The 19,447-nt window shown below is 67.6% G+C and carries 17 protein-coding genes; 10 read left to right on the top strand and 7 right to left on the bottom strand.

Going from position 1 to position 19,447, the window contains the following annotated elements:
* A partial coding sequence (locus tag LOC57_RS15705) for an HNH endonuclease signature motif containing protein (RefSeq protein ID WP_229960854.1) occupies positions 1-408 on the top strand: 408 nt, incomplete at its 5' end.
* 32 nt (positions 409-440) lie between these two features.
* Here the strand turns inward: LOC57_RS15705 and LOC57_RS15710 are convergent.
* From LOC57_RS15710 to LOC57_RS15720, 3 genes are read right to left on the bottom strand one after another with little or no spacing between them, the layout of a single operon-like run.
* Positions 441-1,991 (bottom strand): FAD-dependent oxidoreductase, encoded by a 1,551-nt coding sequence (locus tag LOC57_RS15710; protein WP_229960856.1) that lies wholly within the window; start codon positions 1,989-1,991, stop codon positions 441-443.
* Entirely contained in the window at positions 1,988-2,899 is a 912-nt protein-coding gene (locus tag LOC57_RS15715; RefSeq protein ID WP_229960858.1) for an FAD:protein FMN transferase, read from the bottom strand. The genes LOC57_RS15710 and LOC57_RS15715 overlap by 4 nt, the downstream gene beginning before the upstream one ends.
* A 9-nt stretch (positions 2,900-2,908) precedes the next feature.
* Positions 2,909-3,391 (bottom strand): FMN-binding protein, encoded by a 483-nt coding sequence (locus LOC57_RS15720; protein WP_229960860.1) that lies wholly within the window; start codon positions 3,389-3,391, stop codon positions 2,909-2,911.
* 206 nt (positions 3,392-3,597) lie between these two features.
* On the opposite strand from LOC57_RS15720, the gene argS reads away from it, so the two are divergent.
* The 9 genes from argS to LOC57_RS15765 all read left to right on the top strand — a co-directional run bounded on the left by argS (position 3,598) and on the right by LOC57_RS15765 (position 15,654).
* A complete protein-coding gene (gene argS, locus LOC57_RS15725) occupies positions 3,598-5,247 on the top strand; it encodes an arginine--tRNA ligase (protein WP_229960863.1) in 1,650 nt (549 codons plus the stop codon).
* Positions 5,248-5,250: 3 nt separating this feature from the next.
* Positions 5,251-6,675, top strand: a complete 1,425-nt coding sequence (gene lysA, locus LOC57_RS15730) for a diaminopimelate decarboxylase (RefSeq protein ID WP_229960865.1) — start codon at positions 5,251-5,253, stop codon at positions 6,673-6,675.
* A 24-nt stretch (positions 6,676-6,699) separates the two neighbouring features.
* Positions 6,700-7,995, top strand: coding sequence for a homoserine dehydrogenase (locus LOC57_RS15735; protein WP_229960867.1), 1,296 nt, complete (start codon positions 6,700-6,702; stop codon positions 7,993-7,995).
* Positions 7,996-7,998: 3 nt separating this feature from the next.
* Entirely contained in the window at positions 7,999-9,126 is a 1,128-nt protein-coding gene (gene thrC / locus LOC57_RS15740) for a threonine synthase (RefSeq protein WP_227924908.1), read from the top strand.
* Positions 9,127-9,134: 8 nt separating this feature from the next.
* A complete protein-coding gene (gene thrB / locus LOC57_RS15745) occupies positions 9,135-10,130 on the top strand; it encodes a homoserine kinase (protein ID WP_442860736.1) in 996 nt (331 codons plus the stop codon).
* Between the two features lie 429 nt (positions 10,131-10,559).
* The gene (rho, locus tag LOC57_RS15750; RefSeq protein ID WP_229960869.1) at positions 10,560-12,722 is read left to right on the top strand and encodes a transcription termination factor Rho; all 2,163 of its coding nucleotides are present in this window, start codon (positions 10,560-10,562) and stop codon (positions 12,720-12,722) included.
* Between the two features lie 157 nt (positions 12,723-12,879).
* On the top strand, positions 12,880-13,959 hold the full coding sequence (prfA, locus tag LOC57_RS15755; RefSeq protein WP_227913836.1) for a peptide chain release factor 1: 1,080 nt from the start codon (positions 12,880-12,882) through the stop codon (positions 13,957-13,959).
* A 13-nt stretch (positions 13,960-13,972) separates the two neighbouring features.
* Positions 13,973-14,887 (top strand): peptide chain release factor N(5)-glutamine methyltransferase, encoded by a 915-nt coding sequence (prmC, locus tag LOC57_RS15760; protein WP_229960871.1) that lies wholly within the window; start codon positions 13,973-13,975, stop codon positions 14,885-14,887.
* The gene (locus LOC57_RS15765; protein ID WP_229960873.1) at positions 14,884-15,654 is read left to right on the top strand and encodes an L-threonylcarbamoyladenylate synthase; all 771 of its coding nucleotides are present in this window, start codon (positions 14,884-14,886) and stop codon (positions 15,652-15,654) included. Before prmC ends, LOC57_RS15765 begins: the two co-directional genes overlap by 4 nt.
* On the opposite strand, the gene map is transcribed toward LOC57_RS15765, so the two are convergent.
* From map to LOC57_RS15785, 4 genes are all read right to left on the bottom strand, one after another.
* A complete protein-coding gene (gene map / locus LOC57_RS15770) occupies positions 15,651-16,433 on the bottom strand; it encodes a type I methionyl aminopeptidase (RefSeq protein WP_227913883.1) in 783 nt (260 codons plus the stop codon). The genes LOC57_RS15765 and map overlap by 4 nt on opposite strands.
* Positions 16,434-16,503: 70 nt before the next feature.
* Entirely contained in the window at positions 16,504-17,478 is a 975-nt protein-coding gene (locus tag LOC57_RS15775; RefSeq protein WP_229960875.1) for an NAD-dependent epimerase/dehydratase family protein, read from the bottom strand.
* A complete protein-coding gene (locus tag LOC57_RS15780; RefSeq protein WP_229960877.1) occupies positions 17,475-18,446 on the bottom strand; it encodes a glycosyltransferase in 972 nt (323 codons plus the stop codon). The genes LOC57_RS15775 and LOC57_RS15780 overlap by 4 nt, the downstream gene beginning before the upstream one ends.
* 2 nt (positions 18,447-18,448) lie before the next feature.
* Positions 18,449-19,348 carry a glycosyltransferase gene (locus LOC57_RS15785; protein WP_227913841.1) on the bottom strand — a complete coding sequence of 300 codons (900 nt, stop codon included), beginning with the start codon at positions 19,346-19,348 and terminating at the stop codon, positions 18,449-18,451.
* Positions 19,349-19,447 lie beyond the last annotated feature (99 nt).

The raw sequence follows: 19,447 nt of genomic DNA on the forward strand, positions 1-19,447 counted from the left end.
CACGCCACCCGCTGGACCGGACTCGTCCAGGACCCGGACACCGGGGAAATCCTCGGCGTGGGCAGGCGCCGGAAAGTCCCCGCCGGACTGGCCCGATGGCTACGTGCCAGGGACGGAACCTGCCGGTTCCCCGGCTGCCGGGTCAGCACCGCGGTCACGGAAATCGACCACACCACCGACTGGGCGGACGGAGGCCCTACGGACCATGGCAACCTCGCCCATTTATGCCGGAGGCATCACCGGTTCAAAACCCTGGGATTCTGGAAGGCCCGGCAACCGGAACCGGGAGTGATGGAATGGACCTCACCCACGGGACGGGTCTACCGAACCGAACCCTTCCTGGAACTGGCTCGTGTCCGACCTGAGCCGGGACAGGCGTCCACCCTGGTGACACCGCCACCTTTTTAACCAGGGAATGGACACCGGGGGAACGCCCGGGACTAGTACCCCAGGAACGGATCGGTCCGGATCCGCCGCCCTCCCGCGCTGCGGACCGCCTTGCGGGCGGCCGCCACAGCCAGGGGCGAACCCGAAACGTACACCGCCCGGGAGGCGATATCGGGAACTTCCTGCCGCAGCACTGCGGCGTCCGGAAGGCCGGCACCAAGCCATGTCCACTCCGGGATTTCGGGATCAGCCGGGGTGCACACCAGCACCCGGATCCCGAATGCCCGCAGCTCGTCAGCGTAGGCCAGTTCGGCGACATCGGACGCGGCATAAACCAGGACAATGTCCCTTGCCGTCTGCGCGCGTGCCGTTCCGCCATGTCCTTCGCCGCGTACCGCGCGCAACTGGCTGATAAACGGCGTAATGCCGATACCGGAAGCAATCATCAGTACGGGCTTGGCCGGATCCCGGGGCAGCAGGAAGTCTCCGGCCACGGCTGTCGCCGTCACTTCTGCGCCGGGACGCATTTTCATCAGCGCAGTCTTGAAGCTGCTGCCGGCCTCTGCCGCCACCCGCAGCCCCACAGCCACCGTGCCTGGTTCGCCCGGTGCCGTGGTGATGCTGAAGATCCGCCGCGACCCGCGGGAATCGGGCTCGAAGTGCGGGACCGCGAGCTCCAGGTATTGGCCGGCACGGAACCGGACCGGACGGGACGGGACGAACACGACTTCACGGGCGGTCGGGGTCAGCTCCCGCGTGGCCTGCAGGCGCAGCCGCACGGCGCCGCGCTGTCCCAGCACAAAGGCGAGCGCGTTGCCCACCAGCAGGGCCAGTTCGGGGGACATGGCGACGGGGCCCAAGGACAGCGGCACGGCAAAAAGGACGCCGACGACGACGCCCTCCGCCAGCCGCTGAGCGCGCAGCGGGGGCAGGGTCAGCGGTTCGGTAAGCATAAAACCGGCCAGGAAGACCAGCGGATAAGAGCCGGCGACCGTGACCAGGGCATCGGCGGCAGATTCTCCGTTTGCCATAAACCGGAACACAAGGACCACCACGGCGGTCAGCGCAAACACTCCGGCCATCGGCAGCAGGCGGTTCCGGTACAGGACCAGCAGGGAAGCAGGCAGCACGGCTACCAGCATCCACGGGGTGGCCACCCACCAGGCCGCACCTCCCAATCCGGTCAGGGCAACAACAAACGCGCCGGCCGCTGCCGGGTTGAAGATGTGCCGGCGCCGGACGGCCAGCACGTATTTGGACGCAGTCGCTGCAGCACCGGCAAGGGCCACTGTGCCCAACTCCGCGCCCCCGGTGCCCGGCCAGAACAGGAAGTACAGCAGCAGTCCGGTGATCAGCGAGGAATCCGTCAGCGGACGGGTGCGCAACAGCAGCCCGGCCACCCTGCTGGTGACCAGGGTGGACGCTACGGCGGTCAGCAGCGTGGCCCCCAGCTCAGCCGGAGTATAAAAGAGCACCCCGGCAAAGGAGAGCACAAAAGACCAGGCAACACAGGCCAGCAGCAACCAAACGGTGAGCCGGTACATGGTCCAGCGGCCCAGAAAGGTGTTCAGGGTGCGCGGGGCAGCAGGTGCGTTGACGCTCATGGGAACAGGACTCCAGCCATTGCAGGGGAATAGTCGGCCCGGCCGTCGGTAAACATCCGGACATAGTCAAAGTCGAACCCGGCCGCGAGGGTCTGCGGATCGGCGAAAAACAGGGCCGTGGCCAACCCGTCGGCGGTCATGGCGTCTGCGGCTAAGGCCCAGGTGGCTGCCACTGCGTCCACGGGAGCGCCGGTCCGCGCGTCCAGGACATGGTGCAGGCCTTCGCCCCATCGGCGGCGGTTGACTGCGGATGCGCACAGCGCCCGGTCGGCCAGGGTCAGCACGCCGATGGCCCGCGCCGGGTCATACGGATGTTCCAGAGCCACCCGCAGGGGCTCGGCACCGGCATGGCGCAGGTCCGAGCCTGCGTCCACCACATAACGGCGGACGCCGGCGGACTCCAGCACGCCGCAGACCAGGTCCACCAGCTGCCCCTTTCCGGCGGCACCAATATCGAATGTCACCGGAGCGGAAGTGCGCACCGTCACGCCCGCCCCGGAACCGCCCGCCCCGGAACCGCCCGCCCCGGAACCGCCCTGAGCCTCGGTCCAGGACACGGTTTCCGCCCACGCCGCTGCCGGCAGGGACGGTCCCCAGACACGGAAGCTGTACGCGGCGTCGTACCCCAAAACCTCCAGGGAACGCCCGACGAGGGGATTCACTGCGCCGTCGGTGAGCCGGTTCAGGGCGTCGAAAAGACGCAGCAGCCCGGCAGCGGACCCGGGCAGCTCAAAACTGCCGGCACCGTCGGCCATCCGCGCCACCGTGGAGTCGCTGCGGAAGCGGGACCAGGTCCGGTCATAGTCCTGGACCAGCTCCGCAACGGCAGCCTGCACGGAGGCTTCCAGGGGATCCGGCGTGGACAGCGTCCACGCCGTGCCGATCGCCTGGAAGCCCACGGTATGCATCGGCGGTACCTAGGATCCCGCCACGGGGCGGATCGCATCCAGTGCGCGGTTGAAGCCTTCACTGGTCAGCGAGGATCCGGCCACCTTGTGCACATCGAGCTCATCAATGTTCTTGCCCACCACCTGCTCCTGCACGTTGGAGGTGAATTCGCGCTGGTACTGCTTGGAGGTGGGATTCTTCTGTGAAGTCTTCACTTCCAGTTCGGTCACCACATTGTTTTCCAGCCGCAGCGTCACATCCACGTCTTCGGAGGTGCCCGACGGCGGGATGTAGCTTCCGGTGCCGGAATACTCGCCGTCCGCGTAAGCGCCGGAAGCGGACGCATCCGCCGTGGCGGCGGGGGACGGGGCAGCGGACTGGCTGGCGGACGGGCTGGCCGGTGCTTCGGCAGCGTCCGCGCTTTCACTGTCTTCGCCCGCTGCGCATCCGGCGGCAGAGAGCAGGGACAGGCCGGCGGCGGCACACAACAGGGACTTGCTCGCTCGGTTCACGGTTCTCCTCGTTATTGGGGTTCCGGGGATTAGGGGAAGACTGCCAGGCCACGGCTGCAAGGAGCCGGCAAACGCCTTCCCCTTCATTACATCGCATCCACTTTCCCCTTTATTACACCGCATCATTACCCCCGGCGCTGGGCGTTGGCTGGGTAAGGCCTGTCATACACAACGAGGCCAGTGCCGCACCCGGCTATGCTTAACCGGTGACTCCTGAAGAACTTTCCTCCGCCGTAACTGCCTGCCTCCAAGACGCCATCGATGCCGGTGACTTCAGCGTCGAGCTGCCCGGGGAGGTCCGGGTGGAGCGCCCGAAGAACCGGGACCACGGTGACTGGGCCACCAACATTGCCCTGCAGCTGTCCAAGCAGGCCGGCATGAATCCCCGTCAGTTCGCGGAAATCCTGAAGGGCCGGCTGGAGAAGATCACCGGCGTGGCCAAGGTGGACATTGCCGGCCCCGGCTTCCTGAACATCACCCTCGACGCCGGCGCCGCCGGTGAACTGGCCAAGGCAATTGTCGACGCCGGCCCCGCCTACGGCACATCCGAAATCCTCAGGGGCACGCGGATCAACCTCGAGTTCGTCTCCGCCAACCCCACGGGCCCCATCCACCTGGGCGGCACCCGCTGGGCCGCCGTGGGCGACGCCCTGGCCCGGGTCTTCGAATCCCAGGGCGCAGACGTGACCCGCGAGTACTACTTCAATGACCACGGCGCGCAGATTGACCGCTTCGCCCGGTCCCTGCTGGCCTCCGCCAAGGGCGAACCGGCCCCCGAAGACGGATACGCCGGCGCCTACATCGAGGACATCGCCAACCGCGTGCTCGCCGCCGAGCCCGGCATCATGGAACTGCCCGACGCCGAGGCGCAGGAGCGTTTCCGTGCAGTGGGCGTGGACTTCATGTTCGGTGACATCAAGGAGTCACTGCACAACTTCGGCGTCGACTTCGACGTCTACTTCCACGAGGATTCCCTGCACGAAAACGGACAGGTGGACAAGCTTCTGGAGCAGCTGAAGGGCTCGGGAAACCTGTACGAAAAGGACGGCGCCTGGTGGCTGAACTCCAGCGAGTTCGGTGATGACAAGGACCGCGTGGTCATCAAGTCGGACGGCAACGCCGCCTACATTGCCGGCGACATCGCCTACATCCACAACAAGCGCGAGCGCGGCTTCGACCTGAACGTCTACATGCTCGGCGCGGACCACCACGGCTACGTGGCACGCCTGAAGGCCGCTGCCGCAGCCCTGGGCCACGACCCGGAGTGCGTGGAGGTCCTGATCGGCCAGATGGTGAACCTGGTCAAGGACGGCAAGCCGGTGCGCATGTCCAAGCGCGCAGGCACGGTAGTCACGCTCGAGGACCTGGTGGAGGCCGTGGGCGTGGACGCTGCCCGCTACACCCTGGCCCGCTTCTCCGCCGACTCCAACATTGACGTGGACCTGGACCTGCTGACCAAGCGCAGCAACGAGAACCCCGTGTTCTACGTCCAGTACGCCCACGCCCGCACACATGCCCTGGCCCGCAACGCCGAGGCGGCCGGCGTCGACGATTCCGCTTTCGACGCCTCGCTGCTGAACCACCCCACCGAAAGCGCCCTGCTCGCCGCGCTGGGCCAGTACCCCGGCGTCGTCGCCCAGGCCAGCGCCTTCCGCGAGCCGCACCGCGTGGCCCGCCACCTCGAGGTCATCGCCGGCACGTACCACCGCTGGTACGACGCCTGCCGCATTGCGCCGCAGGGCGACGAGGAAATCACCGATACCAACCGCACCCGCCTGTGGCTGAACCTCGCCGCACGCCAGGTCCTGGCCAACGGCCTGGGCCTGCTGGGAGTATCCGCACCCGAACGGATGTAACTCATGACTGCTTCACCCCTGGCCCCCGCCTGGCTCAGCCACCCGGAGGACCCTAATGCCCTGCGTCCGCAGATGTGGGCACGCGACGTCGCCCGGGGGGATAGCGGCGAGCTGGAAATTTCCGGTATTCCGGTCAGCCGGATCGCCGGGGAGTTCGGCACCCCGGTGTTCGTGATGTCCGAGGATGACTTCCGTGCGCGCGCCCGGGACTTCAAGGACTCCTTCGACGCCGCGTTCGCCGGCCTGTGCGGGGGAGTGGACGTCTACTACGCGGGCAAGTCCTTCCTGTGCACCGAGGTGGCCCGCTGGGTCTCCTCGGAAGGCCTGCGCCTGGACACCTGCTCCGGCGGCGAGCTGGCGGTGGCCCGCCGCGCCGGACTGCACGGCAGCCAGCTGGGCCTGCACGGCAACAACAAGTCCGTGGCTGAAATGACCCGCGCCCTGGACATGGAGCTGGGACGCATCGTGGTGGACAGCCTGGGCGAACTGGAGCTGCTGGGGAACCTCGCAGCCTCCCGGGGCGAGCGCGCCAACGTGATGCTGCGCCTGACCCCGGGAGTGCACGCGTCCACCCACGAGTTCATTGCCACCGCCCACGAGGACCAGAAGTTCGGCCTGTCGATGGTCGCGGATCCGGACTTGGACGGGCGCTCCCCGGCTATGGCCGCCGTGGAAAACGCGCTGAAGCACGACGGCGTGAACCTGGTGGGCGTGCACTGCCACATTGGCTCGCAGATCTTCGAATCCGCCGGCTTCGAGCTGGCTGCCCGCCGGCTGCTCGGCTTCCTGGCCGAGGTGAAGGAGGGGTACGGCGTCGAACTGGCGGAGCTGGACCTGGGCGGCGGCTACGGCATCGCCTACACCGAGGCCGACGCCCCGCGGCCGCCGGCCGAGATCGCCAACGCCATGGCCGCCGTCGTCGGCAGTACCTGCGCCGAACTGGGCCTGGCCGTGCCGCGGATCTCGATTGAGCCCGGCCGCGCCATCGTGGGCCCGAGCACGTTCACGCTGTACCGCACCGGCACCACCAAGACCGTCCGGGTGGACACGAACGGCGGCGGCACCTCGCCGCGTCGCTATGTCAGCGTGGACGGCGGGATGAGCGACAACGCCCGCCCGGTGCTGTACGGCGCCGACTACTCCGCCGTGCTGGCCTCGCGGGCCTCCGAAGATGACGCGGTTATGTCGCGCGTGGTTGGTAAACACTGCGAGAGCGGGGACATAGTGGTCCGGGATGCCTACCTGCCCGGGGACGTCACGGCCGGGGACCTGCTGGCCGTTCCCGGCACCGGTGCCTACTGCTGGGTGCTTTCGAGCAACTACAACTACATTGCCCGTCCGCCCGTAGTCGCCGTGCGGAACGGCACCGCCCGCCTGATTGTCCGCGGCGAAACCGAGGACGATCTGTTGGCACGCGACGTTTCCTAACCGTTAGAGGAGTTGGCACGCACCATGAAGACCCTGAAAGTGGCCCTGCTGGGATGCGGAAACGTGGGATCGCAGGTCGCCCGGATCCTCATCGATGACGCCGCAGACCTCACCGCCCGCCTCGGCGCCCGGCTGGAGCTGGCCGGCATTGCCGTCCGCAACCCGGACGCGTCCCGCGACGTGCAGCTGCCCGCGGACCTGTTCACCACCGACGCCGAGGCACTGGTGGCTGGCGCGGACATCGTGATCGAGTTGATGGGCGGGATCGAGCCGGCCCGCACCCTGATTATGCACGCCCTGGGCAACGGCGCCGCCGTGGTCACCGGCAACAAGGCCCTGCTCGCCGCGGACGGTGCTGCGCTGTACGAGAAGGCCGACGCCGCCGGCGTCCAGCTCTCCTATGAAGCGGCAGTGGCCGGAGCCATCCCGATCCTGCGCCCCATCCGGGACAGCCTGGCCGGGGACCGGATCACCAAGGTGATGGGAATTGTCAACGGCACCACCAACTACATCCTGGACGCCATGGATTCCACCGGCGCGCAGTTCGCCGACGCGCTGGCCGACGCCCAGCGGCTAGGGTACGCGGAGGCGGATCCCACCGCCGATGTGGAGGGGCATGACGCTGCCGCGAAGGGTGCCATCCTTGCCTCCCTGGCCTTCCACACCGGCTTTGACCTTTCCGCCGTGTCCTGCGAGGGCATCAGCTCCGTGACGGCCGAAGACATCAGTGCGGCGCAGGACGCCGGGTTCGTCATCAAGTTGCTGGCCATCGCCGAAAGGTTCGCCGACGACGACGGCACCGAGGGCGTGAGCGTACGGGTGCATCCCACCCTGCTGCCGCGCCGTCATCCGCTGGCCGCCGTGCACGGAGCCTTCAACGCCGTGTTCGTCGAGGCCGAGAACGCCGGGGAACTGATGTTCTACGGCCAGGGCGCCGGCGGCGCACCCACTGCATCGGCCGTGATGGGTGATGTGGTGACGGCGGCACGGCGGCTGGTCCTGGGCGGACCGGTTCCCGCCGGCCGGCCTTCCGGACACCTGCCGGCACTGCCGCTTCAGAAAGTCACCACCAGCTACTCCATTGGCCTGGAGGTGGCGGACCAGCCGGGCGTGCTGGCCGCCGTCGCCCGGGTTTTCTCCGAACACGGCGTCTCCATTGAGACCATGCGCCAGACCATCCACGGTGAAGGGGCCAGCGCCGAACTGCGCTTCGTCACGCACCGTGCTTCCGAGGCCGCCCTGGCGGCCACCGTTGAGGCCATCAAGGACCTTGACGTCATCACGAACGTTAAATCCGTCCTGCGGGTAGAAGGAGTTTGAGCCGTGGCTCACCAATGGAGCGGCGTTATCCGCGAATACGCCGACCGGCTGCCGGTCACCGACAGCACCGAAGTCATCACCCTGGGTGAAGGCGGCACGCCGCTGGTTCATGCCAAGGCCCTCTCGGAGCTGACCGGATCCACGGTCTACCTCAAGGTTGAAGGGATGAATCCCACCGGCTCGTTCAAGGACCGCGGGATGACCATGGCCATGACCGCCGCCGTTGAATCCGGTGCCAAGGCCGTTGTGTGCGCCTCCACGGGCAACACCAGCGCCTCGGCCGCCGCCTACGCCACGCAGGCCGGCATCACCTGTGCCGTGCTGGTCCCGGACGGCAAGATTTCCATGGGCAAGCTCAGCCAGGCCATTGCCCACGGCGCGCAGCTGCTGCAGGTGCGCGGCAACTTCGACAACTGCCTGGAAGTGGCGCGCAAGCTCGCCGAGGCCTACCCGGTGTTCCTGGTGAACTCGGTAAACCCGGCACGCATCGAAGGCCAGAAAACCGCGTCCTTCGAAGTGGTGGACGCGCTTGGGGACGCCCCGGACTACCATCTGCTGCCGGTGGGCAACGCCGGGAACATCACCGCGTATTGGAAGGGTTACTCCGAGTACGCCGCGCCTTACACGAACGTTGCCGGCGAGGAACTCGCGCCGGTGGCCAGCAAGACGCCGCACATGTGGGGATTCCAGGCCGAGGGCGCTTCGCCCCTGGTGAAGGGGCACCCGGTCAGCGATCCCGACACCATTGCCACCGCCATCCGGATCGGCAACCCGGCGTCCTGGGATGCAGCCATTGCCGCACGCGATGAATCCGGCGGGCTGATCGAGGCCGTCACCGACACCGAAATCCTGGAAGCGCACCGCTGGCTTTCCGCACGCGAAGGCGTGTTTGTGGAACCGGCCTCTGCTGCGGGTGTGGCAGGGCTGCTCAAGAAGCACGCCGCTGGCGAAGTTCCCGCCGGCAAAACCATCGTCATTACGGTTACCGGGCACGGCCTGAAGGACCCGCAGTGGGCCCTGCGCACCGCAGACGGTTCCGACGTCGAGCCCACCAAGGTGGATTTCGACGTCGTCAGCGTGGCCGCCGCGCTGGGCCTGGAAGCGGCTGCCCCGGCAGCCTCCGGAAAGTAGGTACGCGCGTGCAGGTGGAGCTGCCCGGTGCCGGTCTCGCCGGTGCCCGGACGCCGTCCCGGCCGGTGACTCCGGGCCAGGACATCAGCGTCAGGGTGCCGGCGACCAGCGCCAACCTCGGTCCGGGGTTCGACTCCCTGGGCCTGGCCCTGGACCTCCATGACACCGTACGGGTCCGCACGGTCGAGGAGGAGGGCATCCTCGTCGAAGTGGCGGGGGAGGGCGCCGGGAACGTGCCGCTGGATTCCTCCCACCTGGTGGTCCGGGCCCTGCTCTCCACCCTGGCCGCCGCCGGATACACGGCTCCGGGGCTGCACCTGAGCGCAGCTAACGCCATTCCGCACGGACGCGGCCTGGGCTCCTCGGCGTCGGCGATCGTGTCCGGCGTGCTGGCTGCCAACACCCTGCTTCCCGCGGAGGCGCGGTTGGATGCCGCGGGCCTGCTGCACGCCTGCTCGGCGCTGGAAGGCCATCCGGACAATGTGGCGCCGGCCCTGGCCGGCGACCTCGCGATCTCCTGGGAAACGGGCGGACGCTTCCGTTCCGCCCGTGCGTCGGTGCACCCGGACGTTGTGCCGGTGGCAGCCATTCCGGCCACTGAACTGTCCACCGCAAGCGCCCGCGGGCTGCTGCCCGCCAGCGTTCCGCACCGCACAGCCGCGGCAAACTCAGGGCGGGCTGCCCTGCTGGTCCACGCCCTGACCCATGACCCGTCACTGCTGCTGGAGGGAACCCGCGACGAACTGCACCAGTCGTTCCGGGCCCCGGCCATGCTCCCCAGCGCGGAATTGATGGCGTCCCTGCGCGCAGCTGGCTTCGCAGCTGTGATTTCCGGGGCCGGCCCCACGGTGCTGTGCCTGGCCGCCGGGGTTGCGGAGGCGCGCGAAGCGGAGGGACTCATCACGGAACATCTGCTTGCCGCAGGAAGCCGCGAAAAGTGGCGTGTTCTCAGTCTTGGCGTTCAGCGAGATGGTGCTAGAGTGGAAGTGCACCAGCGGTACTAACCGTTCTAGTGCTCCCGCCGGCACGGCCGTCCATCTGGATTGTGATCTGGGTTTCAAATATGACCTGGGTAACAGATTTGTTGGGCCGCCCCGGGCTTTCGTTGAAAACACCTTGCCGCCGTCAGGTGCAGTTGCACCCGTACCGGCTGGTTGTCGATTCAATTGCCTGACCAGCGGAGGCACAGTCTTCGGTGTAGCCTTCATCCGGAACCGCCAAGAAGCGGCGCGTCCCACTGAATGCCGCGTGTTCGGCAGCAACGCTGGCCAAACTCCGCGTGGATTCTTCTTAAAAGGCACCCAGCAGATTCGCCCTTCTCCGGCCCTTGCCGGAAGCAGGCGAACCCTGGCCCAATGTCTGACCATGGGCCCAGGGCCAATCACCGCGGCCGGCAATGCGCCGGACCGCCCGACGAGGGGGAAGGATCCTTCGTGACAGACACCACCAGCCTGACTGCAGGCGTGGAATCCGTATCCGCCGGCTCCGCCGGCGAGAACACTTCAAAGAGTGCAGGCCTTGCAGGCCTTAAGCTCGCACAGCTCCAGGCACTTGCCGGCCAGCTCGGCATCACCGGCGGCTCCCGGATGCGCAAGGGGGACTTGGTTACGGCCATTTCCAACCACCAGCGCGGCGGTGCAGTGGCCGACCGCCCCGTGCGCGAATCCCGGGCCGGCGATGACGCTGCCAAGGGTGCCGTGACCGCACCGGAAGCTTCGGCTCCCGCTGCACAGGAGCAGGCCGCTGAGCGCCCGGCACGTACCCGGAACCGCAACCGGCGTGCCGCCAGTGACGGTGTAGTCACCTCCGCACCGGCCGAAGCTCCGGCAGAGGCACCGGCCCAGCAGGCACCCCAGCAGGCTGAAACCACCGAAGCAGCCGACAACGGCCGTCCGGCCCGCGACGAGAACCAGCGTGAGCGCGGCAACCGCCGCACGCGCAACCGCCGCAGCGACAGCGGTGAGACCAACGCCTCCTCCAACGGTGCTTCCTCCAACGGTGCGGAGGCACCGGATGCAGGCGAGAAGCGGGCCGAGGGCAACGGAGCTTCCAGCAACGGATCTTCCAATAACGCTGAGACCCGCTCCGACGACGAGCGCGGAGAGCGCCGCGAACGCCGCACCCGCGACCGCGACAACAACCGCGAAAACGGCAACCGCGAAAACGGCAACCGCGAAAACCGCGAGAACGGCAACCGCGAGAACCGCGACAACAACCGTGAGAACGGCAACCGCGAGAACAACGGCAACCGCGAGAACAACCGCGACCGCGACAACAACCGCGATGACAACGAAGAGAACGGACGCGGCCGCAACCGCCGCAACCGCAACCGGAATGACCGCAACGACCGCGGCGACCGCAACGACCGTTTCCGCGACCGCAACGAACGCCGCCGCAACCGCAACCAGAACCCCGAGGTTGACGACGTCGAGGTCACTGAGGACGACGTGCTGCTGCCCGTCGCCGGCATCCTGGATGTGCTGGAAAACTACGCCTTCGTGCGTACCTCCGGCTACCTCCCGGGCCCGAACGACGTGTACGTTTCCCTGGCCCAGGTCAAGAAGTACAACCTGCGCAAGGGCGACGCCGTGGTTGGCGCCATCCGCGCTCCCCGCGAAGGTGAAAACCAGGGCGGCAACCAGCGTCAGAAGTTCAACGCACTGGTGCGCCTGACCTCGGTCAACGGCAAGCCCGCCGAGGACAACAAGGACCGCGTGGACTTCTCCAAGCTGGTTCCGCTGTACCCCTCCGAGCGCCTGCGCCTCGAGACTTCCGCCAAGGTGATCGGCCCGCGCGTCATCGACCTCGTGGCACCGATCGGCAAGGGCCAGCGCGGCCTGATCGTCTCGCCGCCGAAGGCCGGCAAGACGCTCATCCTGCAGTCCATCGCCAACGCGATCACCATCAACAACCCTGAAGTCCACCTGATGATGGTCCTGGTTGACGAACGTCCCGAAGAAGTCACCGATATGCAGCGCACGGTGAAGGGTGAGGTCATCGCCTCCACCTTCGACCGTCCCGCCGATGACCACACCACCGTGGCAGAGCTCGCCATTGAGCGCGCCAAGCGCCTGGTGGAAATGGGCAACGACGTTGTTGTGCTGCTGGACTCCATGACCCGCCTGGGCCGTGCCTACAACCTGGCCGCTCCGGCGTCGGGCCGTATCCTCTCCGGCGGCGTGGACTCCTCCGCCCTGTACCCGCCCAAGCGTTTCTTCGGTGCTGCCCGCAACATCGAAAACGGCGGGTCATTGACTATCCTGGCCACGGCCCTGGTGGAGACCGGCTCCAAGATGGACGAGGTCATCTTCGAAGAGTTCAAGGGAACCGGCAATATGGAACTGCGTCTGTCCCGCAACCTTGCGGACAAGCGCATCTTCCCGGCCGTTGATGTCAACGCCTCGGGTACCCGCCGCGAAGAGAACCTGCTGTCTCCTGATGAAGTCAAGATCATGTGGAAGCTGCGCCGCGTCCTCTCCGGCCTGGATACCCAGCAGGCGCTGGAACTGCTGACCGGCAAGATCAAGGAAACGCAGTCCAACGTGGAATTCCTGATGCAGATCCAGAAAACCACCCTGGGCAGCAAGGACGACTAGCTGCCTTATCGAGCCGCTCATGCTCGGGTCCCGGCACCAGCCGGGGCCCGGGCCTGGGCGGCTTGTCCGTTAACCCGGTGCAGCCACCGGAGCACGGGATCCCCTGCAGGCCGATAAACTGCCTGTGGGAAACACAGTCGAAAGAGGAACCGAAAACATGTTTGAGTCCATTCAGGGTCTGTTGGATGAGCACGCAGAACTCCAGCTGCGCCTCTCCGATCCGGCAGTGCACGCGGACCAGGGCCTGGCCCGCCGGCTGGGCCGCCGCTACGCCGAGCTGAGCCGGATCGTGGATGCCTACAACCGGTGGCACGGACTCGAGGACGATCTGGCCGCAGCATCCGAGATGGCGGATGAGGATCCGGAGTTCGCCGCCGAGGTTCCCGTCCTGAAGGACCAGCTGGCCGACGCCCAGGAAAAGCTGCGCCGCCTGCTGATTCCGCGTGACCCCAATGACGGCCGCGACGTCATCATCGAGGTCAAGGGCGGTGAGGGCGGCGACGAAGCTGCTCTCTTCGCCGGCGACCTGCTGCGCATGTACACCCGCTACGCCGAGCACCGCGGCTGGCGCACCGAGATCATCTCCGCCACCGAGTCGGACCTCGGCGGCTACAAGGATGTATCCATGGCCATCAAGGGGAACTCCAACGACCCGGCCGAGGGTGTCTACGCCCGCCTGAAGTATGAAGGCGGTGTCCACCGCGTCCAGCGCGTTCCCGTCACCGAGTCGCAGGGCCGGATCCACACCTCGGCCGCCGGCGTGCTGGTGCTGCCGGAAGTGGATGAGCCCGAAGAGGTCGAGATCAACCAGAACGACCTGAAGATCGACGTCTACCGCTCCTCCGGCCCGGGAGGCCAGTCAGTGAACACCACCGACTCCGCCGTGCGCATCACCCACCTGCCCACCGGCATTGTGGTGGCCATGCAGAACGAGAAGTCGCAGCTGCAGAACCGTGAAGCAGCCATGCGCGTGCTCCGCTCCCGCATCCTGGCGCACGAGCAGGAGAAGATCGACGCCGCCAACTCGGACATCCGGAAGTCGCAGATCCGCACCATGGACCGCTCCGAGCGCATCCGTACCTACAACTATCCGGAAAACCGGATTGTGGATCACCGCACCGGCTACAAGGCCTACAACCTGGACACCGTGCTGAACGGTGAGCTGGAGGCCGTGGTGCAGGCCGCCATCGAAATGGATGAACAGGCCCGTCTGGACGCCATCGGTGACGAAAGCTAACCAGCCTCAGCCAGTGCCGGACACCCGGGACGGCGCCGAACCCCTACTGGCCGAAGCCCTGCGGGCCGCCGCGGCGGAGCTGGCAGCCGCGGGGGTCCCGTCGCCCCGGGTGGATGCCGAACTGCTTGCCGCGCACCTGCTGGGCGAGACCGCCGGCCGTGTGCGTGCCCTGGCCTTTACGGATGCTCCCACACCGGCCGGCTACGCCGACCTCGTGGCTGAGCGTGCCGCACGGGTGCCATTGCAGCACATCACCGGAAAGGCCCACTTCCGCTATCTGGAACTGGCCGTGGGGCCCGGGGTCTTTGTGCCCCGCCCCGAGACGGAGACCGTGGCGCAGTTGGCCATCGATGCCGCCCGCCGCGCCGCTGGTGCCAAGGTGGTGGACCTGGGCACGGGCTCCGGTGCCATCGCCGCGGCGGTGGCCTCCGAGGTGCCCGGCGCCGAGGTCCACGCCGTCGAGCTCAGCCCGCTGGCGTTTGCCTGGGCCGAGCGGAACCTGGCACCGCTGGGTGTTCGGCTGGTCCAGGGCGACCTGCGCGATGCGCTGCCGGGCCACAACGGCTCCTTTGACGTGGTGGTATCCAACCCGCCGTACATTCCCGCCGACGCCGTACCCAACGAGCCGGAAGCCGCCGAGCATGATCCGGCCATGGCCCTGTACGGCGGGGGAGCGGACGGGATGGAACTGCCCATGGCGGCCGCCCGTACTGCGGCGCGGCTGCTCGTTCCCGGCGGCTATTTCGTAATGGAGCATGCCGAAGTGCAGGCCCAGGACATTGCCCGCCGGCTTGCGGCCGATCCCGCGTGGACGGACGTGCGTTCCCACCTCGACCTCAATGGACGCCCGCGGGCGACGTCGGCCATCCGGCGTGCGGCCGCCGAACCAGAACCTATGGCATCCCCTACCGAAAGAATGTTGCCGTGAGCACCAGTTATGACTGCACCAATCCAGAGGAACTCAGCGAGGGCCTGGCTGCCGCGCAGCGGGCGATCGCTGCCAAGGCCTGCGTGGTCCTTCCCACTGATACGGTCTACGGGATCGGCGCCGACGCGTTCTCGCCCCAGGCCGTAGCCACGCTGCTTGCAGCCAAGGGCCGCGGCCGCAGCATGCCGCCGCCCGTGCTGATTCCCCGGATGCAGACCATGGACGGACTGGCCACGGACATCCCCGAAGACGCCCGCAACCTGGCCCGTACCTTCTGGCCCGGCGGGTTGACCTTGATCTGCCACGCCCAGCCTTCCCTGTCCTGGGACCTGGGCGACACCATGGGCACGGTCGCCCTGCGGATGCCCGATGACCGCATCGCCCTGGAGCTGCTGGGAGTCACCGGCCCCCTGGCCGTGTCCTCGGCTAACCGGACCGGCTCGCCCGCCGCCCAGAACGCTGCCGAGGCGCAGGCAATGCTGGCTGAGTCGGTGGAGGTCTACCTGGAAGCGGGGCACCGCCCGGTTGCCGGGAGCGACGGCGTGCCCTCGACCATTGTGGACGCCACCAGCGAGCCCATGCGTGTTGTGCGGCAGGGCGCCGTCAGCCTGGAAGCCCTGCGGGAAGTGGTTCCCGGGATTCTGGGTCTGGGCGAAGAGCCGCCTGCTGAAGAAGCTGCTGCCGAAGATGCGGCCACCGATACCGCTGCTGGTACTGCTGAGGCGCACGGCGGCACGGCACCGTCACTGGTCAAAGAGCAGGGCTAAGCCCGTCCGCCGGACGGCAGCGTGAGGATCTCTGCGCCGCCGTCGGTAATGGCTACAGTGTGCTCGCTGTGCGCGGTCCGGCAGCCGGTGGCGCTGCGCAGCGTCCATCCGTCGGCGTCGGTCACCAGTTGCGCCGTGTCCGCCATGACCCACGGTTCCAGGGCCAGCATCAGCCCCGGCCGCAGCTTGTACCCGCGACCCGCACGCCCGGCATTGGGAACGTGCGGGTCCTGGTGCATGGTGGTGCCGATGCCGTGGCCCCCGAATTCGGTATTGACCGGATACCCGGCGGCGCCAAGCACCGACGCGATGGCGGCGGAGATGTCGCCGATCCGGGCACCGGGCACGGCAGCGGCAATGGCTGCGTCCAGTGCCTGTTCCGTGGCGCGGATCAGTGCGACGCTTTCGGGCGGGCGGGTTTCGCCCACAATGAAGCTGATGGCCGAATCGGCTGCCATCCCATCCTTGGTGATGGCGAAGTCCAGTTTCAGCAGGTCGCCCTCGGCCAGCGAATAGTCGTAGGGGAGGCCGTGCAGCACTGCATCGTTGACCCCGGTGCAGATGTAGTGGCCGAACGGGCCGCGGCCGAATGACGGCGCGTAGTCGACATAGCAGGAGCGCGCTCCCGCGGCGGCAATCATTTCCGCTGCCCACCGGTCAATGTCCAGCAGGTTCGTGCCGACTTTCGTCCGCGCCTTCAGGGCTTGCAGGATGTCCGCAACCAGGCGTCCGGTGACCCTGGCGCGGGCCAGTTCGTCCGGGTTCAGGATCTCGATCATGGGGTGGCTTTCATCAGCATCCACCCACCCTATCCGGCTTAGGTCCGGTTCAGGGCGCTTGGCCGCCGATTCACCCGCGGGATGCCTCCTGCAGCACGTCCTGCACCCGGGGGCGGGGAACGTTGTTGGTTTCTTCGGCCCAGCCCGGCTCCTGCCGCTGCCCGAACCACATCATCTCCACGCGGCGCAGCGGGCCGTGCAGGCGTTCACCGGCCAGCGAGGACAGCCCGTAGCCCAGGCGCAGCACAGCCCGGCAGAACCAGGCCGGCAGGCGGGCCGGCCGGCGTCCGCCGGCCGCCTCCAGGACCGAAGATACGGAAGCCTGCTCCCACGGCTGCAGTACTACCGCCGGCACGGGTCCGCGGTGTCCGGCCACCCTCAGGACAAAGTCGACGAGGGAATCCACGGAGCTCACCGGGCTCGGAGCCGTGCCCGGTGAGGCCACTGAGGCCAGCGGCGAGGCGGCCAGCCGGGCCAGCTTGGCGGTGGTGGCGCGGCCGGGGCCCTGCACCGAAGTGGCGCGGACGGTGGTTACGCTGCAACTGCCGGCGGTACGCGCCGAGAGGGCCTGTTCACCCAGGGCCTTGGACCGGGAATAGGCCGAGAACGGTTCGACGTGGCTGCTTTCATCCAGGAACGGGCGGTGACCCTGCACAGCGGCGCTGCTCAGGTGCACAAACCGCCGGACCCCGGCGGCGTCGGCCGCGTCGGCGATCAGCAGCGGCAGCAGCGCATTGGCGCCGCGCAGTTCGGGGGAATCCCCGGCACCTGGAGTCGCCAGCCCGGCAGCGTTGATAACGACGTCGGCGCCGGCCAGCCCGGCGGTGAGCGAAGCCCGTTCGGTGTCCAGGCCGGCAGCCCGGTCCTTCAGTGACTGCAGGTCCGTGCCGTCGGCGTGCAGTCGAGGTGCACGGACACTGCGGACCTCAATACCACGGGCGGCCAGCTCGGAGCGGATGGCTGAACCGATGAATCCGGTGGCGCCGACAACGGCCCAGACCGGGGAGTGCGGTGCGGGAACTGATGATGTGGATGCGGAGCTCAAACCTGTTGCTTTCGGGTGGCGGGCAGGGGAGGCGTGGGGGACCAGGAACGGTCCTGCAGGATGCGCCGGGCTTCGCGCCAGCCAGCCCATAGGCGGCCGGCGCCGTGCAGTGTGCGCTCCACGGCGACCAGCCGCAGTATTTCCTTGCCTGCGGTCAGGACGGTGCCCAGGGCAAAGCCGGCACGGTTGTACCGTCCGTGGACCTGCAGGTAGCGGGCCGTGTGGCCTCGGTTGCGCATGGACGTGAACCGGCCCAGGTCGCTGGAATCGTTGAGGTGCCGGATGCCCAGATCAATCTGCTTCTGGGCGCGCACCTTGCGGATCACGAAATCGTTGACGTACGCCACCGGCCGGTCGAGGGAGGCCAGCCAGCCGTAGATCAGGTCATCGCCGTTGATGAAGTAGCGGGCGTCCGGCAGGCCGATGCGGCGCACCTGCTCAGCGCTGATGAGCATTCCCTCGAAGCAGCCCAGATTGGTTTCGAACACGGGCGAGTCGCGGAAAACGTTGCCCCGTACGGGGACGTGCACGCCGAGGAAGGGCACAAAGCGGTGCTGCCAGAAGAACGGAGCACCGGAGCCGTCAAGCCGCCGGCCGTGGATGCAGTCGTAGCTGCCGGTCCATTTGCGCAGCGCAGCCACGGCGCCGGGCAGTACCTCGACGTCGTCGTCCATCAGCCACAGCCAGCCTGCGCCGTCGGCCAGCGCGGCTTCCGTTCCGGCCGCGAATCCGCCGGCGCCGCCGGTGTTGGTCTCCAGCCGGAGGACGGTCAGCGGAACCGGGAAGCCCCTGCGGGCCGCTTCGAGGACCTCAGGCGTATTGTCGGTGCTGGCATTGTCCACCACCACCACGGCGGCCGGAGCGGGATCAAGCGCCTTGATGCTTTCCAACAGCCCGGAAAGGTAACCGGCGCGGTTGAAGGTGGTGATGACAATTGTCAGCTCGGCTTCACCGGCAGGCTTCGCCATTGCTAGAACCCGAAGTCCGACGGCGGTCCGAAGCGGCGCCCGCTCATCCCGGCGGCGTAGGCGCGCAGCCAGCGGACGAAGCCCTTGGGGTCTTTCGTGCGGGCGAAGTGGATCGGGTAACCGGCGGCGTCGGCCACGAAGGACTTGACCCGGCCGTAACGCCGGGTGAGGTGGCCCCGGTTGCGGTAGAAGTAGAACTGTTTGAACGGCGTATCCGGGACCAGGACATGCATCCGGTCTCCCAGCACGGGCTGCACCTCCGACCATGCGGCGGGATGCGTCAGGGCTGCTGTGGTGACGGTGCCGAAAGCGACGCCGGCGCGGCGCAGCCTGATCATGAAATCCGTCTCGTCGCCGCGGATGAACAGGCGCAGGTCCGGCAGGCCCACCCGGTAGAACACATCGGCCCGGATCAGCGCGCCGTTGAAGAAGTGGCCCACGTTGGGCAGGAACCCCCGGGCGGCGACTGCGGCGCGGTCGTGGGTCAGTTTCCCGTCCAGGCGGAAGTGGAAGGAGAGGGTGTCCGGGGCGCCTGGGGCCACCACCAGCGGCAGGACGACGTCGAGCCCGCGTTCCTGTGCGGCGGCGAGGAGCACGGCGAGGCACTGAGGGTCCTCGGGATGGGCGTCGTCGTCCATGATCCAGATCCACTCGGCACCGGAGGCCATGGCTGAAAGAATGGCCAGGGAGAAGCCCCCGGCCCCGCCCAGGTTGGTGTTCGAACGGATGTAGTTCACAGGTGCCGCAGAGCTTTCGGCAATCTCGGCAACCGGGCTCTTGCCGGAGTCCACCAGGGCCACGGATGTGATGTTGGCAGTCTGGGCAGCGAGTGCACCGAGGAGTGTCTTGACGTCATCGGGACGGTCGAAGGTGACTGCTGCTACGGCAACGGAGTCCGGCAAGATGATCCTTTCGCAGCCACCCGCAGGAACGGCCCCGTCTAAACAGCAGGGCCGGAACAGAACAGGGTGTGCAGTTAGTATGCTGAATAGATTCCAGTC

Origin of the sequence: Arthrobacter sp. zg-Y750, from assembly GCF_020907365.1 — a bacterium.
In the GTDB taxonomy this organism is placed as follows: Bacteria; Actinomycetota; Actinomycetes; order Actinomycetales; family Micrococcaceae; genus Arthrobacter_B.

What these genes read in the sequence shown, in the direction of transcription:
- LOC57_RS15710 (WP_229960856.1), bottom strand. Translation starts at nt 1,991, where the DNA reads ATGAGCGTCAACGCACCTGCTGCCCCGCGCACCCTGAACACCTTTCTG.
- LOC57_RS15715 (WP_229960858.1), bottom strand. Translation starts at nt 2,899, where the DNA reads ATGCATACCGTGGGCTTCCAGGCGATCGGCACGGCGTGGACGCTGTCC.
- lysA (WP_229960865.1), top strand. Translation starts at nt 5,251, where the DNA reads ATGACTGCTTCACCCCTGGCCCCCGCCTGGCTCAGCCACCCGGAGGAC.
- LOC57_RS15735 (WP_229960867.1), top strand. Translation starts at nt 6,700, where the DNA reads ATGAAGACCCTGAAAGTGGCCCTGCTGGGATGCGGAAACGTGGGATCG.
- prfA (WP_227913836.1), top strand. Translation starts at nt 12,880, where the DNA reads ATGTTTGAGTCCATTCAGGGTCTGTTGGATGAGCACGCAGAACTCCAG.
- map (WP_227913883.1), bottom strand. Translation starts at nt 16,433, where the DNA reads ATGATCGAGATCCTGAACCCGGACGAACTGGCCCGCGCCAGGGTCACC.
- LOC57_RS15780 (WP_229960877.1), bottom strand. Translation starts at nt 18,446, where the DNA reads ATGGCGAAGCCTGCCGGTGAAGCCGAGCTGACAATTGTCATCACCACC.